The sequence below is a fragment of the Corynebacterium sp. CCM 9203 genome, from assembly GCF_041357675.1.
GTDB lineage: Bacteria > Actinomycetota > Actinomycetes > Mycobacteriales > Mycobacteriaceae > Corynebacterium.
In genome coordinates, this window is the sequence record NZ_JAUERY010000001.1 from 751669 (window position 1) to 767946 (window position 16278).

15 protein-coding genes are annotated in these 16278 nt (G+C 60.1%); 1 reads left to right on the forward strand and 14 read right to left on the reverse strand.

Translation table 11 applies throughout. The features are described 5' to 3' along the window. Positions 1 to 107 precede the first annotated feature (107 nt). Positions 108 to 584, forward strand: coding sequence for a hypothetical protein (locus tag QWU44_RS03275; RefSeq protein WP_370914254.1), 477 nt, complete (start codon positions 108 to 110; stop codon positions 582 to 584). Here QWU44_RS03275 and QWU44_RS03280 read toward each other — a convergent pair. The 14 genes from QWU44_RS03280 to QWU44_RS03345 all read right to left on the reverse strand — a co-directional run bounded on the left by QWU44_RS03280 (position 581) and on the right by QWU44_RS03345 (position 16079). Continuing rightward, entirely contained in the window at positions 581 to 1186 is a 606-nt protein-coding gene (locus QWU44_RS03280) for an SMC-Scp complex subunit ScpB (RefSeq protein ID WP_370914255.1), read from the reverse strand. The two genes, QWU44_RS03275 and QWU44_RS03280, sit on opposite strands and share 4 nt — an antisense overlap. Further along, complete coding sequence (locus QWU44_RS03285) at positions 1183 to 2010, reverse strand: sulfurtransferase (RefSeq protein ID WP_370914256.1); 828 nt, start codon at positions 2008 to 2010, stop codon at positions 1183 to 1185. The genes QWU44_RS03280 and QWU44_RS03285 overlap by 4 nt, the downstream gene beginning before the upstream one ends. Before the next feature lie 173 nt (positions 2011 to 2183). Then, positions 2184 to 3023, reverse strand: a complete 840-nt coding sequence (locus tag QWU44_RS03290; protein WP_370914257.1) for a ScpA family protein — start codon at positions 3021 to 3023, stop codon at positions 2184 to 2186. 2 nt (positions 3024 to 3025) lie between these two features. Then, positions 3026 to 3898, reverse strand: coding sequence for a ParA family protein (locus QWU44_RS03295; RefSeq protein ID WP_370914311.1), 873 nt, complete (start codon positions 3896 to 3898; stop codon positions 3026 to 3028). A 194-nt stretch (positions 3899 to 4092) separates the two neighbouring features. Continuing rightward, entirely contained in the window at positions 4093 to 5031 is a 939-nt protein-coding gene (locus QWU44_RS03300; RefSeq protein WP_370914258.1) for a site-specific tyrosine recombinase XerD, read from the reverse strand. Beyond that, positions 5028 to 5693 (reverse strand): NUDIX domain-containing protein, encoded by a 666-nt coding sequence (locus QWU44_RS03305; RefSeq protein ID WP_370914259.1) that lies wholly within the window; start codon positions 5691 to 5693, stop codon positions 5028 to 5030. The genes QWU44_RS03300 and QWU44_RS03305 overlap by 4 nt, the downstream gene beginning before the upstream one ends. Before the next feature lie 9 nt (positions 5694 to 5702). Next, positions 5703 to 7364 (reverse strand): CTP synthase, encoded by a 1662-nt coding sequence (locus tag QWU44_RS03310; RefSeq protein WP_370914260.1) that lies wholly within the window; start codon positions 7362 to 7364, stop codon positions 5703 to 5705. A 225-nt stretch (positions 7365 to 7589) separates the two neighbouring features. Beyond that, a complete protein-coding gene (locus QWU44_RS03315; RefSeq protein WP_370914261.1) occupies positions 7590 to 8660 on the reverse strand; it encodes a copper transporter in 1071 nt (356 codons plus the stop codon). Between the two features lie 54 nt (positions 8661 to 8714). Continuing rightward, positions 8715 to 9896, reverse strand: a complete 1182-nt coding sequence (gene steA, locus QWU44_RS03320; protein WP_370914262.1) for a putative cytokinetic ring protein SteA — start codon at positions 9894 to 9896, stop codon at positions 8715 to 8717. Positions 9897 to 9979: 83 nt separating this feature from the next. Continuing rightward, positions 9980 to 11710, reverse strand: coding sequence for a DNA repair protein RecN (recN, locus tag QWU44_RS03325; protein ID WP_370914263.1), 1731 nt, complete (start codon positions 11708 to 11710; stop codon positions 9980 to 9982). Between the two features lie 77 nt (positions 11711 to 11787). Beyond that, a complete protein-coding gene (locus tag QWU44_RS03330; protein ID WP_370914264.1) occupies positions 11788 to 12708 on the reverse strand; it encodes an NAD kinase in 921 nt (306 codons plus the stop codon). After that, positions 12705 to 13535 carry a TlyA family RNA methyltransferase gene (locus QWU44_RS03335; protein ID WP_370914265.1) on the reverse strand — a complete coding sequence of 277 codons (831 nt, stop codon included), beginning with the start codon at positions 13533 to 13535 and terminating at the stop codon, positions 12705 to 12707. The genes QWU44_RS03330 and QWU44_RS03335 overlap by 4 nt, the downstream gene beginning before the upstream one ends. A 260-nt stretch (positions 13536 to 13795) precedes the next feature. Continuing rightward, a complete protein-coding gene (locus QWU44_RS03340) occupies positions 13796 to 14779 on the reverse strand; it encodes an HAD-IIA family hydrolase (protein ID WP_370914266.1) in 984 nt (327 codons plus the stop codon). Between the two features lie 85 nt (positions 14780 to 14864). Then, complete coding sequence (locus QWU44_RS03345; RefSeq protein WP_370914267.1) at positions 14865 to 16079, reverse strand: hypothetical protein; 1215 nt, start codon at positions 16077 to 16079, stop codon at positions 14865 to 14867. Positions 16080 to 16278: the final 199 nt, after the last annotated feature.

The following is a 16278-nucleotide window of genomic DNA, read 5'->3' on the forward strand; positions in this document are numbered from 1 at the left end:
ATCGTTTCCACGGAAGTCCCCGCGTACCGCCCGGGAGGAGGATAATGGGAAACGCCGTAAAACCGCGTCCCGGAGGGGCGGTCGGCAACACCGAAGGAGGAATCCCCGTGTCACGTTCCCCGATCTTCCACCCGACATCAACGCTGCTAGTAGTGGCATTGACGACGCTGGGCTTCAGTGGTGCCGCATGCGACTTCGGCCGTGATCCGCTCCTGAAAACCCTGGATACCCATCCGTACGATGTCATTCCCGCAACGCTCTACGACTCGGATGCCACCGCGATGACCGTCATCTGCCCCCACCAACCTCGATCCACCGTGGATGAGGTTCTCGGTGAAGGGCCTCAGAAGAGTATCCCGGAAACGGGACTTCTGGAGGATTCCAACGCGATCGGAGTCGTCAAACCTTCGGGACGCACGATCATCAAACGTTTCGCCCGATCGAAGATAGATCTCTGCTCGGGCCCCGCTGAACTGCGGCTCTACCCACCGGACACCCGGGCCACGTTTGAGGAACGGAGCGGTACCTTCACACTGGTATCCCTCGATCCACCGACCCCGGGTGCGGATCGTACCGGTGGCTAGTAGTCCTCATCGATGGTATCCACGTCCGGAAGAAGCGGGGCCAGATCCGGTAGCCGGTCGAGACTGTCGACACCGAGGAGCTCCAGAAGCAGTTCTGTCGTGGCGTAACGATGCGCACCGGTACCGTGATCGACCTCGACTTCGCGAATCAGCCCGCGGAGCTGCAGGGTGCGCATGACACCATCCACATTGACACCACGCACCGCAGAGACCTGGGCTCGGGTCACCGGTTGTCGATATGCCACCACCGCGAGAGTCTCCAATGCCGCCCGGCTGAGCCGAGACTGACCACCGTCAAGGATCAGTTTCTCCACAACTCCAGCGTTCGAGGAACGCGTGTACAGCCGCCAACCCTCGGCGCTGGAACGCAGGTCAAATCCACTGCCTCGGGCATCGAACTCGTCACGAATCTCCTCCAGAACCTCGGTGACCAAACCAGGGGCAGCACCGAGCACAGTCGACAACGTATCAACGCCCACAGGAGTATCTATGACAAGCAGGATCGATTCAATCTGCGATCGCAGTGCAGTCACTGAAGCGGGCGCCGGAAGGTCTGGTTCCTCACTCACCCCGAACACTCTACCGGCGTGGCTCTGCCTCATGGACCAACCGGTTGATCCGCCTCCGGACTACCCCATTCAGCCCATGACCCGTCATACACGGTGAGATCCGTGTATCCCGCACACGTCGCCGCGAGTGCACCTACGCATGCAGTCACCCCGGAGCCGCAACTGAATGTCATCCGACGGGCATCCCCCACCATCTGATGAAACAACTCTGCTAGTTCATCGCTGTCCCGGAGCCTACCTTCATCAAGAACAGTCGTAAACGGCATATTGACGCTGCCCGGAATATGCCCCGCTTTCAACCCCGGACGGGGTTCCGGTTCCACGCCGAAAAATCGACCGGCGCTCCGGGCGTCCACGACCTCCCAGGAGCTCCGGGCCAGCGCACGCCAGACCCCGCTTGTGCCAACGATGAGTTCAGGCCGCCCTGCGGACGTGATTGTCCCCCTCCGCGCCGCCGTCGCGAGTACGTCCGTGGGATACCCGGCTGCGATCCAAGCCGGAAGTCCTCCATCCAGAACCGCAACGTTGTCCAGGCCCGCCACCTTAGCGAGCCACCACACACGAGGCGAGCACATGATCCCGAAACGGTCATACACCACGACCGCAGTACCGTCGGAGATGCCGTACCCTTCGAACACATCCCGGACATCCCTAGGCGCAGTGTGCGGAAGAGGCGAATCAGAATCCGAGAATTCTCCCTCCAGATCCGCTAACAGTGCTCCCGGGATTCCCTCGGAGCACTTCTCAGCGTCTCCCATTGAGACACACAGAATAACGAGCCCCTCGGTCCGGTACTTGAGATTGTCAGACAACCACTCGACAGACACGACAGGGCCAGGAACTGTGACAGAGGACATATATTGAAGGATACGGTAAGGTCAGGCTCGGTAAAACCCCTTCAGAGGGGTGCCGCGTACGAGCACAGAATGACACAACACCCGATACAATCATCGAATACCTCTCGCTGATCCGGTACTGCCGGGTGTTCCCCGAGAAAACACGGGAGGCTACCAATGTGCCGGCGGTCCGCTCATTCCCAGTTACCTGCGGCCACCACCCTGGGGTCGACCTCGCGCCCGGTCCAGGCCACGCGGAGTTCACCCAGGGCCTCCTCCTGGGAAACTCCGATCGCCTGCGCCTTGTATAGTTCAAGAAGCGCCAGGAAACGCCCCACAACCTCCATTGAAACGGTGCAATCGCGAGTCAGCGTCGCGAAGGTGATCCAGTGATCCACTCCTGCAAGACGAAGAGTGTCAAGTATCTTTCCAGCCTGTTCCGGAACGGAAACAGCAATCTTGTGGATGTGGTCGGTGCCAACGAGTTCGGGTGCCCTCGGACGGAAAACCCCCGCCGCGAGTTCCGCGAACTCAGCGAGGGAATGCCCGAGTGTCACGGGAGGAAGCAAGTTGGCGAAGCGTTCCTCCAAACTGACTGCCCGGGGGTAACGGCGTGGTGCTCCTTTTTGCCAGGTCGCGAAAAGCTCAGCCACCTGTTTGTAAGCCCGATACTGCAAGAGTCGGGCAAACAGCAGATCACGGGACTCCAGTAGCGCCAGATCCTCCTCACTGTCAACCTCTCCACGGGGAAGCAACCGGGCTGTCTTCAAATCAAGGAGTGTCGCGGCGATGACGAGGAATTCAGTGATCTCATCCAGATCAGCGGTCTCCCCGAGCGCCCGGGTGTAGGCGATGAAATCATCGGTCACCCGGGAGAGACTCACTTCCGTGACATCGAGCTTTTTCTTTCCGATGAGCTGCAGCAGCAGGTCGAAGGGACCGGTGAAATTGGCCAACGCGACTTGGAAGCCGGTGATCTCCGGTTGTTCCCCGAACGTCGCCGAGGTGGCACTGGCATGGCTCGTCTGCCCCACGGTCAGTCGACGGTCCGCTCTATCACCTCACGCGCAAGATTTCGGTACTGCGCCGCGCCCTGCGAACTGGGAGCCCACGTGATGATGGGTTCCCCCGCGACAGACGTCTCCGGGAACCGGACGGTTCTGGTAATCACGGTATCGAAGACCTGGTCCCCGAAAACCTCGACGACCCGGGACATCACCTCACGCGCGTGACTGGTCCGCCGATCAAACATGGTGACCAAAATGCCAGTCACTTCGAGATCAAAGTTCAGGCGGTCCCGGACCTTCTCCACGGTATCGGTGAGCAGCGCGAGGCCACGCAGGGAAAAATAGGCACACTCCATCGGAATGATGACGCCGTGAGAGCAGGCCAGCGCATTCACTGTGAGCAGCCCCAGGGACGGTTGACAGTCAATGATGATGTAGTCATAGTCGCGCATGACAGGGCGCAGGGCACGCGCGAGAGTCTGCTCACGACCAACCTCATTGACAAGCTGGATCTCCGCTGCAGAGAGATCAATGTTGGCGGGAACGAGATCCAGCCCCGCCACGTTCGTGCGGTGGATCGCGTTCAGTATCGAGGTCGAATTATCGACCATTAGGTTGTACACCGTCAGGTCGAGTTCATCATGGGGAACTCCGAGGCCTGCAGACAACGCCCCCTGGGGATCAAGGTCGACGAGCAGCACCTTGCGACCCGCCTCAGCGAGACATGCTCCGAGGTTGATGGTCGAGGTAGTCTTGCCGACGCCCCCCTTCTGATTGCACATGGAGAGAATCGTGGCGGGACCGTGCCGGTCCAGAGGGGTGGGTTCAGCAGGTTCACGGAGGGGGCGTCCAGTCAGACCCACCTGGGGCCCAGGTGAATCGAACAGTGCCGAATCACTCACAGTCAATCCCTCTTCCTTGTCTCTACTGCATGTAGCTATATGCCCAGCCTCGGCCCGACGAGCTCGGACGCCGTCGAACCTCTCTCACTTACACGGGTGTGGTTCCAGATTACATGGTCGGCGGTACACAACCGCCAGACACTGGTGAACCTGACATTTCCACCGAGAATCAAGTTTTGAAACTTGACATGCATTCAGGTTCGTGGGTGGGCACTCATCCACACCTGTCGTAGATTCTCCGGTGACACATGAGTGTAGATCTGGGTTGTGGTAACCGAGGCGTGCCCCAGCAGCTCCTGTACCACACGGATGTTCGCACCTCCCTGCAGCAGGTGCGTCGCATAAGAGTGCCGGAGAGTGTGCGGTGAAATCTTCGCCGCACATCCCGCCCTATCAGCGACATCGCGGATGATCCGCCACGCGCTCTGCCGGCTCAGCGAGCCTCCACGGCGGTTGAGAAAAAGGGCATGTGTCTTGCCCTTCGACATCACCGGTCGACCGCGTACCAGCCAGTCCTCCACCGCACGGATCGCCGGAGTACCGACCGGAACCATGCGCTGCACGTCGCCTTTACCGGTGAGAACGAGCATAGTCATTGAAGTGTCCGTGGATGCACGCGGTGCGTCATCGACGAGAAGACCCGTGATCTCGGAGATCCGCGCCCCGGTACCGTAAAGCAACTCCAGGAGTGCCCTGTCCCGAAGATCCGAGGGAGCCGCGTATTCCCCGGTGGGTACGGCGTCCAAAAGCATCTCAACCTCAGTGACGGTGAGTGCCTCCGGCAGCCGTTCACCGACCGACGGCGGTTGAACCTGTCGGGAGACGTCCCGCTCCAGTTCCCCTTCCGCCACCCCGAATCTGTGGAGTCCACGGGCGACAACGATCGCCCGTGCCGCTGACGAGGCAGCGAGCGGCCTGCGCCCCGTGTCAGGATCCCCCATCCGCAGGTACAGGAGATAACGTTCCACGTCGGCTTCCCGGACGTCACGAAGGTCTTCGAACGCGGCCAGATCGAGCCAATCCAGGTAGCGACGCAGATCCCGACGGTAGTTTGACTCGGTATTATGAGACACCCCACGCTCAACGACGAGATGATCAAGCCAGGTCTCCGCAAGTGCGTGAGGATCCGTCACCGTTGCTTAAGGTCCGAACCCGTACCCCGATGCCCGACTCCCCGGCGTTCCGGGAGCGACGTCGGGCGCAACCTGAACGGCTCCCGGGCATTCCTGGGGTCGCTACGCCCAGCTAGGACATCGAGGCCAATCATGATACCGGCGACAGCAATTGAATTGACGATCTGCCCAGTGGTGATCATCCGGTGAACCTCATCCGGATCGAACCAGGCCAGAACCATGTCCGATTCCTCATCATCTGCTGGCTCAGGCCGTTCGATCCGAGCAAGATCACGGGCAAGATACACCCGCACCGCTTCCTCACAAAACCCCGGGGAACTGACAACATCGATGAGCAGATCCCATCTGTCGGCTGTGAGCCCCACTTCCTCAGTGAGCTCACGTGCCGCGCAATCCAGCGGATCTTCCCCCGAAAGATCCAGGAGACCTGCGGGAAGCTCCCAGAGACGGTTCCGGACACAGTGCCGGTACTGATGCACCAGGGCGATCCGTTCACCGTCGAAGGCGACGACGGCCACCGCACCGAAATGCTCCACGATCTCCCGCGCCGCGATACCACCACCCGGCATCCTCACCTGATCACGTCGAACCGCGATGATCGGGGAGTCGAGAAGCAACTCTGAACCAGTTACGGTGAACTCATGCGAACCGGGTGCAACCACGGAACACTCCTATCGGTTGTCGCGGCGTTCCACTGCTGCGGCAACGAGTGCCACGAAAAGCGGATGCGGACGTGTCGGACGTGACTTGTACTCCGGGTGTGCCTGCGTAGCCACCAGGAACGGATGTACCTCACGCGGATACTCAACGAACTCAACGAGCTTTCCGTCCGGCGAAGTACCAGAGAACACGAGTCCCGACCCCTCCGAGATCTGCGCCCGGTACGCATTGTTCACCTCGTAGCGGTGGCGATGCCGTTCAGAGACCTCGACCGCCCCGTAGGTTTCAGCCACGACGGAACCTTCCTCAAGGACCGCCGGGTATGCACCCAGCCGCATCGTACCCCCCAGGTCAGCCTTCCCTGACACAGCATCGTGCTGGTCCGCCATCGTTGCAATGACCGGTGCAGACGTTCCGGGATCGAACTCCGATGAAGAGGCATCCTGGATTCCCGCAGCCCGGGCAGCCTCGATGACCGTACACTGCAGACCGAGGCAGAGACCGAGGAGCGGGATACGGTTTTCCCGGCAGTACCGGACAGCACCAATCTTCCCCTCGATACCACGGATACCGAAACCTCCGGGAACGACGACACCATCCACACCATCGAGCGCACGCGCTGCCCCCTCGGTAGTGGCACAGTCATCGCTCGGCACCCACCGGATCACGGTACGGACGTTGTTCCCGAAACCACCGGAACGGATCGCCTCCGTCACCGACAGATAGGCGTCGGGGAGATCAATGTACTTACCCACCAATGCGATGGTGACCTCCCCATCAGGATTGTGCACCCGCTCCAGCAGCCCACCCCACACGGTCCAGTCGACGTCCCGGAACGGCAGCCCCAGGCGACGAATCAGGAAGGAATCAAGGTGCTCACGATGCAGTACCTTCGGAATGTTGTAGATGGACGGGGCGTCCGCACAGGAGATGACGCCTTCCTCATCGACGTCACACATAAGCGCGATCTTCGACTTCAGCCCATCCGGAACCTCGCGGTCACAACGCAGTACCAGAGCGTCCGGCACGATACCGATGGACCGCAGCGCAGCAACAGAGTGCTGGGTCGGTTTCGTCTTGAGCTCACCGGACGGTGCGAGATACGGGACGAGGGAGACATGGATGAAAAAGATGTTCTCACGTCCGACATCGTGGCGGGCCTGGCGGGCCGCCTCAAGGAAAGGCTGCGATTCAATGTCACCGACGGTACCCCCGATCTCGGTGATGACGATATCAGGCCGGACACCATCAGCGTCCGGTTTCCCCATTTCCAGCACACGGCGCTTGATCTCATCAGTGATGTGCGGGATGACCTGTACGGTGTGTCCCAGGAATTCACCACGCCGTTCCCGGGCAATGACTGTGGAGTACACCTGCCCAGTGGTGACGTTCGCGTTGGCGCCGAGGTTGCGGTCAAGGAAACGCTCGTAGTGTCCGAGGTCCAGGTCGGTTTCTGCGCCGTCCTCGGTGACGAACACCTCACCGTGTTCAAAGGGGTTCATCGTACCCGGATCAACGTTGAGGTACGGATCCAGCTTCTGCATCGTGACCTTCAGCCCCCGTGCGGTGAGTAGCTGACCGAGGCTGGAGGCCGTGAGGCCCTTTCCCAGCGAGGACGCGACACCGCCGGTGACGAAGATGTACTTGGTATCAATGCCACGCGTTTGCGACAAAAGGGGCTCCCGGGGTTCTAGGTCGCCTCCCGGCTGATCGCCGGGAGGAGTCGAGTTGTGCGGACTACCCCACCGAAGGAATCAGTCTGTTACCCGACAACCCGACGATGATGATGAACCGGGCCCGGAAAAGAAAGAAAACCGCAGGTGGTGCTGAAGGTTACCGGCATCGTAACCCACGGGTCTTCACTCTAACACAGCGACTTCCACTGGCCCGGGACAGAACTATCCGGCGTCCTGTGCTTCTTGGCCTACTTCTGCGGCGGGTTGTTCCTGTTCTTCTCCGGAGAGCGAATCTGGAGATGGCTCCTGTGTGTGTTGCTCGATGCCTGTTCCAGGTTCCCGTACGGGACCAACCGGTTTGGCAGGTACCGCTTCTTCTGCGGACGCCGCTGACCCGTAGGAGCCTGAGTCTCCCTCGCGTTCATGCCGAGCAGCGAGCACAGTCGCCAAACGCCCGTAAGCACGATCGATGGAGTCGACTGTGGAAACATGCGAACGGGCGTCTGCATCGGCCCGCAGGACGCCGATCGCACCGGTGTCCGACGCCGAACGCAGGCGTCCTGCGAGGACTGTACCCCGGCCTTTTGTGTCAAGTGCTGTGACAAAGGTAGCCAGGTTCTTTGCAGCGAACCTGTCCGTGGATCCGTCATCATCACCAGTGATGATGACAATGACGTCGGCGGGTTGAATAGCGCCCTGCTCAAAGCTCAGGAAACCGGATTCAGACAACGCATTCAACAGAAGACTCCGCTCACCCGGATCGGCCTGTGGCTCACCCGTCACGGGATCGTTGAACAAGGCTGAACCGAGGGCTTCACCAGAGTGTGTGCCCGGATCGAGCCGGTCCAGGGAAAGCTGCGCCCCCGCGGGAAGAGTGGAGGTGACGATCGTCTTCAAAGCATCCGCACCGTCCTGGTCGAAGAATCTCTTAGCGAGCTGCACCGTCCCCGCATCCGTGGCACCAGCTTTCCCGAGGAGCCATGCGATGTTGTCGATGTCCTCTTTATCAGCGTCCGGAGTGGTCATGATAAGCACCGACTGCTCGGCCAGCACCCCCGAGACCATGTCCTCCGCTACATCGGCGACAACAGTGTCCGCTGTATCAGCCTGCGCCGCGTTAATCTCGGCTTCGAGCCGAGCCTCTTTGAGCTCCGCGGGTGTGATCACCACCGCGCCTGAATCTCCCTCTGGCAGATTGGGGGCCAGCACACAGGCTCCCAGGACGACGCCGCCCGCTATACCGAAGAACAGTCCCGCAACGGGGCCGATCCGTCGTTGCGATGTGTGTGCCATGGGCAATACTCCTGATCAGGTGTGGTGGAAAGGGCGGGTACGGGTTGTACGGTGTTACCGGAACCAGCTCTGGACGGTCAATGCGAGGTTGTTCCAGGTGGTGATGAGATTGTCCGTGAAACTGCCGTCGCCGGAGGTACCGGCGATCAACAGAATCACGGCGCACGCGATAAGCATTCCGAGTAGCGCCCACAGCCACGAGGGATTCGGACCCCCTACCTTGTAGAGCTCCTCGACGGTTGCACCGTCAATCAAACGAGATCCAAGCTTCGCACGAGTGAGCAGAGCAGACGGAGTCGCTTCGGGGCCACCCACGAAGATCGTGTGCAGGTCCAGAGATGCCCCTGCGTTCACGATCAGGGAAGCACCATGATAATCCGCGAGGAGAAGCGCGAGATCCGTGGCAGAGTTACTCGCGGCGGGGAATGTCATCGCCCCGACCCCCAGATCCTGAATACGTTCCAGCCCCACAGCATGCCCGTCCGGATCAGCGGGTAGGACAACCCGAGCACCGCTCCGCAGTGCCTTAGAACCGATACCCGAGGGATCTCCGACGACGAGATCCGGGGTGTACTTGGCTTCAACCAGTGCATCAGCCGCAGATCCAACACCGATGAGTACTGGATCATACTCACGGATGAAATTGTGGAGACGCTTCAACTGCTCTCGGTGCTCGGGACCGGGGGAGAGTACCAGAACCTTTTTGTTTGTGATCTCAACACCTGTATCCGGTACTCCGAGCCCGTCGATCAGAAGTGGCGCCTCGGAATGGATGAACTGGATCGTATTACCGAAGAACGCCTCCATATGGTCAACGAGGGAACCCTGTGCCTCAGTGAAGGCGGCCTCCGCGGAACGAAGATCAATGACCCGTCCGGTACCGATTAGCTTATCCCCCTGATAAAGCTCCCCGTCCTCGGTCAGAACACCTTTACGACCATCCTTCAGATGGCGCCAGACCTCCGCACCGACCCTATCCACGAGAATGATCCCGGCATCCAACATCATCTGTGGGCCGAAATTCGGAACTGATCCCGTAGTGAATCCGGCAACATTCACCACCGCTCCCGGCCTCGCATCGATCAACCGCTGCGCAAAGGACCGGTTGATGTCCGGAACATCGATGACCGCGATGTCACCGGTGGAAAGACGCTTGAGACCCTTGCCGCGGTGAGTGCACTCACGCAGAGTGCCACGCAGTCCGGGGATATCAACGGTGCGGGAGAACAGACTCATGGCGCTATTGTGCAACTCAGCGGGCGATCCGTGGTGGAGGCGCGCTGAGTATCAATGGAAGTACATGATCGCTACGGTGTCTTTCAGCGGAACTGCGCACGCATTTTTGCAGCCATATCGAGCAGCTCCCTCGCATGCGCGCGTCCCGTCGCGGTGTCATCCAGCCCAGCGAGCATGCGCGATATCTCCTCTACCCTGCGTCCGTCACCGAGGACCTCAACTCCGGAGGTCACCGTCGAGTCTCCGACCTGCTTGGCGACATGGAGGTGGGTGTCGGCGAATGCAGCGACCTGCGGTAGGTGAGTGACTACAATGACCTGATTGTCCACTGCGAGCCGGGACAGACGCCGCCCGATTTCAACCGCAGCACGTCCCCCAACTCCGGCGTCCACTTCATCAAACACAAGCGTCGTACCCTTGGTCCCCGCAGCGAGAATAACCTCCAGGGCAAGCATCACCCGGGAAAGTTCACCTCCGGAAGCCGTGGTCGCCAATGCCCGGGCCTCCGCATCCGGAGTCGCGGCCAGCAGGAACTCAACATCGTCGGCCCCATCCGGCCCCGGATCCACCGCACGGACCGCCACCTCAAAGCGGGATTTCGCCATCGCGAGACCGTGCAGTTCCCCGGTCACAGCACTCCCCAACTGATCAGCAGCACCGGTGCGTGCCTTCGTGAGTTTCCTCGCCGCCGAACGCATCGCCTTTTCCGCTGACGCTGTTTCCACCTGTAGTTTCTCCACCGCCTCGCTGGAAACGTCAATCGCCGACAACTTACGGCGAGCTTTCTCCCGCCACGCGAGAACTCCGTCAATGTCCGAGGCATATTTTCTGGTCAGTTGCTTCAACTGCTGCTGACGCTGGAGGAGCTGTTCCAGTGCCTCGGAATCGGCCGGAAGATTGGACAGGAAAACACCAAGCTCAGCAGAAATCTCCCCCAACTGCGCAGTCATCTCCCCCAGTCGCACAGCGACAGCCAGGAGAACCGGATCATCAGAACCGGCCAACACCGACTGGGCTGCACCGAGAAGATCGGAGGCACCTGACGCATCTGACGCCCCGTCGAATCCATTCAGCGCCTCCGGCCCATCGACCGCGACCACTGCAGCCGTAGCCTGTTCCCGAAGACCATCAACGTCCTGTAGCCGCCTGATCTGGTCCTTCAGGTCATTGTCCTCACCAGGGACCGGATCTACGTCATCTATTTCCCCGATCGCGAACTGGAGACGATCCACCTCCTGGGCGAGCTCCCGACGCCGGGTTGTACGCTCCTTGAGATCCCGGGCTTTTTCCCGCCAGACGTTCCATGCCTCCCGATAGGTCGCGAGCAACGGTCCTATTTGAGGAGAAAAACGGTCGAGGGCCGCCAACTGTCGCTCCGGAGCAAGGAGACGAAGCTGATCATTCTGCCCATGGATGGTCAGCAGCTCTGCGGTGAAGTCGGCAAGGGTGGCGGCAGGTACCGAACGTCCACCCAGATGTGCCCGGGACCGACCGGTCGCGTTCACCGTACGGGAAGCGATGAATTCGCCGTTCTCATCCGCTGAACCACCGGCGGCATCCACAAGTTCTACTATGGTGCGGGCAGTGTCCGGGGGAAGCTGATCCACCAGAAATCTTCCTTCGACCACCGCTTGGGACGCACCGGTTCGGACCCGCGACGCATCCGCCCGACCGCCACACAGCAAACGAAGTCCGGAGACCACCATGGTTTTACCGGCACCGGTCTCCCCGGTCAGAACGGTCAGCCCACTATCCAGCTCAGTGGTGGCCACCGGAATAACACCGAGGTTCTCGATCGTGATCTCTGCAAGCATGACACCACGATACAGCACCTTTTAGAACACGCGTGCTAGCCACTCCATCGTACTGATGGTGGCAGGGTGCCGCGAGGTTACAGCGCGGGAGAACCACCCGAGCGCCGCCAACCTTCGACAGGCAGTCGAAACTTAGTCACGAGTCGATCAGTGAACGTCGAGTTATCCAGCCGGACCCACCGAACCGGCCGCACCCCCCGCTCCACCTCGATCCTGGAACCAGGCGGCATCGGGATCCGCCGGAAACCATCCATGACCGCGACCGCAGCGGATGTGTCGGAGTTGGACTCCACGGCTACTATCGATGAGGGACTGACAACGAGAGGCTTGGCGAACAGCGCGTGCGCATTGTTCGGGACAACGAGAATCGCATCAAGTTCGGGCCAGAGAACCGGTCCACCCGCAGAAAAGGCGTAGGCCGTCGAACCGGTGGGGGTAGAGATCAGTATTCCGTCACAACCGAATGTAGAGACCGGCCGACCGTCGACCTCCAGCATCGCGTCGAGAACGCCGGAACGGTTGAGGTTCTCTACACTGACCTCATTCAACGCCCACGCTGTACCAACGGTTTTCTGCGCAGCATCGCGGACGGTGACATCCAGCGTCATACGGTCTTCAATCCGGTAGTCTTTTTCGATCACCCGCTTGATGGCCAACTCGAGTGAATCAGATTCCCATTCCGCGAGAAAGCCAACGTGCCCGAGGTTGATGCCGAGCACGGGAAGGTCATTCATGTGGGCGATGTCCGCTGCCCTCAGGAATGTACCGTCACCACCGAGCACCAGAATGAGTTCGACGCCCTCAGCAGCACCCGCCGTATGTGCGAAACGGGGGAAACGCCCGAGAACAGGGTGATCCATGAGAATCTTGGGGTCAGTCGGGGTAAGAACCCGGACCCGAATTCCCGCAGCGTCGAGAAGCTCCGCTGCATCCGCGGTAGCCTGCAAATTAGCACTCCGCCCCACATGGGGAACAAGTAGAACCTCGCGGTCGGTCATCTCGGCCCTTCCTCAACTGCACGTTCCACCATAGAACGGATATCCTTCGCTGGAGACGGGTATCCGTCCCCCGCCACAGATCCATTCACCAGCCACAGAAAATACTCCACGTTTCCTGACGGCCCCGGCAACGGGGACGCGACGACACCCCGACACGACATACCAAGCTCCTCGGCGAAACGGGCGATGTTCTCGGTGACCTCGATACGGAGTTCTGGGCTACGAACCACACCACCGGTACCGAGTCTGTCCTTTCCCACCTCGAACTGCGGCTTCACCATCGGAAGCAGATCAGCTCCGGGTGCGAGGCAGTCCCGGAGAGCGGGCAACACCAACTTGAGGGAGATGAACGACAGATCTCCCACCATCGCGTCACACACACCTCCGAGCTTCTCCGGGGTGACGCCCCGGATATTAGTCCGGTCGAGAACCTTCACCCGCGGATCATTCTGGAGGCGCCAGATCAATTGCCCGTAACCAACGTCTACCGCAACAACCTCTGAAGCACCCCGACGGAGGCAGACGTCGGTGAATCCGCCCGTCGAGGCTCCCGCATCGAGAACCCGCCGTCCCGAAAGAGAGAGGCCCTCAGCGGCGAACGCATCCAAGGCCCCAAGTAGCTTGTGGGCACCCCTGGAAGCATAGGTATCCTCCTCAGCGGTGGTAACCCGGATCGACACATCCGGGTTCACGACGGTCGCAGGTTTCACGGCTGTGATCCCCCCCACCTTGACCCGGTTCCCCCGAATCATCTCGACCGCATGTTCCCGCGAACGTGCCATCTTTCGTCGTACGAGCTCGGCGTCGAGACGTCGGCGGGCAACCATCAGGAAACTCCTCGGTGTTCGATCCGCGGTGGGTAAATCCGGCTGACCGGGATAAAGGACAAAGTACGGTTATTGAAGTGCGTCGTGCAGAATCTGGTGTGCGCGGGATAGTTGGTCGGCTTCTTCATCGAGTGAAGTCGTCTCCTCACCCAGCACAGCTTCCAGAGCCTCCACCAGACGAGTCGGTGAAATACACGGTCTTGCAGGGTCTCTGGGTACAGGGCGCATCGGGTGTGCCCCACGTGGAGTACCGGGCACGGTCACCACCACTGTTCGAGAACACGCTCGGCATCGGGTCCGACCGATACGACTTGTTCGACGTGTTCCTCCACGGACCACGCGACCGCTAACGCGGTACGGAGCGCCTGCACTGAGGTAGAGGCCGGACCACCCCCCGCGAGTTCCAGTACACCACCGTCGATCCGCGCGATAAATCCCCCCTGGGCACCTGGCCGGAGCAGTGCCGTGTCTGAGTTGAGAACGTCGAGAGTCTCCGATACAAACGTCGGGCGGTGTTCAGAGGGTGCCCGGAGAAGATCAAAGTAACCGCTGACACCTGTCAGCACACAAAGAGTATCCATCCCGGCGGCAGCACCTCCGGCAATGTCCGTGTCCAGCCGGTCGCCCACTGCAAGGGGCGATACGCAACCTAGTGACCTCGCGGCTGCGTGAAACATGGCGGGTTCAGGTTTCCCCGCGGAGATGGGTGACACTCCCGTGGCAGAGACAACAGCCGCGACCATCGATCCGTTACCCACATGGAGGCCTCGTTCCTTCGGAAGAGTGGTATCCAGATTACTGGCAAGATACAGCGCTCCCTTCCTGATCGCGAGTGCCGCCTCGGACAACTGCGCCCAGCCGGTTTCCGGATTATGTCCATGAAGAACAGCGACCGGATCGTCATCCGCACTGTCTGTCACATTGAAACCAGCGTCAAGCGCCAACTCGCGGAAGGAATCGGTACCGAGTATCAGAACAGTCGAACCTTCCGGGATCCTCTCGGCAGCAAGCTGAATGGCCGCGAGAGCAGAAGTCATGACGTCCCCGGGAGTCGCGTCCAACCCGAGTTCCCGAAGCTGAGCGGAAACGGCACCGGGAGCCCTGGAGGCGTTGTTCGTGACATAGAGAGCAGGAAGTCCGGATCCGTTTACCGCTTCAACCGCACCCGGAATCGGTTCTCCTCCCTGGTAGATCGTCCCATCAAGGTCAAGAAGTAGTGCGTCATACTCAGAGGCCACAGTCATGGTCATTCAGTCTACCGAGAGCATACGGAGCAGAACCGCGTGGGCCAGGAATTCACGGGAACTGGCAACTCGGCAGCCTATATGATCATCGACACTCATCAAGCTCCGCCAGTCTGTCCACAACATCCAGACCATCATCCGTATCAGCTTTACCTGCATTTGTGAACCATTGACGTGCTTCCTCCTTCCGCCCTGCAGCGGCGAGAGCATCCGCATAGGCGTAGAACAACCGCGCTGCTGAGGAACCTGTACGGTTCGGATTCAGATCCTCACGCTGGAGTTCAATCACCGCGGCATCGACATCCCCCAGGTCTTTCCGTGCGCCGGCAATAACGATCGTGAACTCGGTTCTGGATTCGGCATCGAGAGAGTCGACGTCCTCTGTACGGGCCATTTCGATGGCTCGTTCCGGACGCCCCAGTCCTCGTTCGCAGTCGGCCATCACCGCGAGTAGACCGGGACCACCACTCATTCGTCTCGCAGCCCGGAGCTCCGCGAGAGCTTCCTTCCATTCACCGGCATGATATGCAGCAATCCCACACGTTTCCCTGACCACTGCGACACGACCTGCACGATCTTTTGCTGCTCGGGCATGGCGCAGAGCTAGTTGCGGATCGTCTGCCATCAACGTGGCGGACATGACCATATGACGGCCAACCGCCTCAGCATTGTCCTTCGAAAGTGAGCGAAGATCCTGCCTAACGGACGGATCCAGATCCTGTGCCGTGATGTCGTCAGGAAGGTCTGGTTCGGACAAACGTGCCTTGATCCGTTCCTCCCGAAAACCTGATCGTTGCGGACCTGCACGAAAGCCTTCTTCTCTACGGCCAGAGCCGGCACGCTGTGCGTGTCCTCGACCGCCATTGTTACTACGACTGCTGGAGCGCCGCTCGACATCCCGTCCCCCGGTACGCCGATTACGACGTTCACCTTCGTCGGAACGTCTTCCGGATACACCGGCTCCATCGGTCGAATCCGCCCCCCGGACACCCCTCGATGATCCGTTACGATCATCCCGTTTGGCATCGCCGTACCCGCCACGGCCATCCGTTATCCCTCTGGCTCCTGAAGGACGATCACCGCTACGTCGTGAACTATCGCCATTGGAACGACTACGATACCTGTCACGTTTTGGCTGTTCATCTCCCGCACTGAAACTACCGGTCTTTGGATCATAGGAGGCCTTGGGTTTGTCTCCTGAAACGTGTTCGGCGCCCCTCCCGCCACGGGCCCTCGGATTTCGGCTACCACCACCGCGAACGCGGTCAGAGTGCCTGTCGTTGGAGTTGTGTTCAGCCATGACACATGCCCTTCCGGGGGTTAATTTGAGTTGGAACAGTGACGCTCATCGTCGAGCGGAATTATGATGCTCAGTCACACCACGAAATCTAAATACTACCGTGTCATGGTGGAGCAGCTCCAACATGACACAAAAAGTGGGTCATGATAACCCCGGAACCATAAAAGGTTCCAAAAGTAATCATGACCCACTAATATTT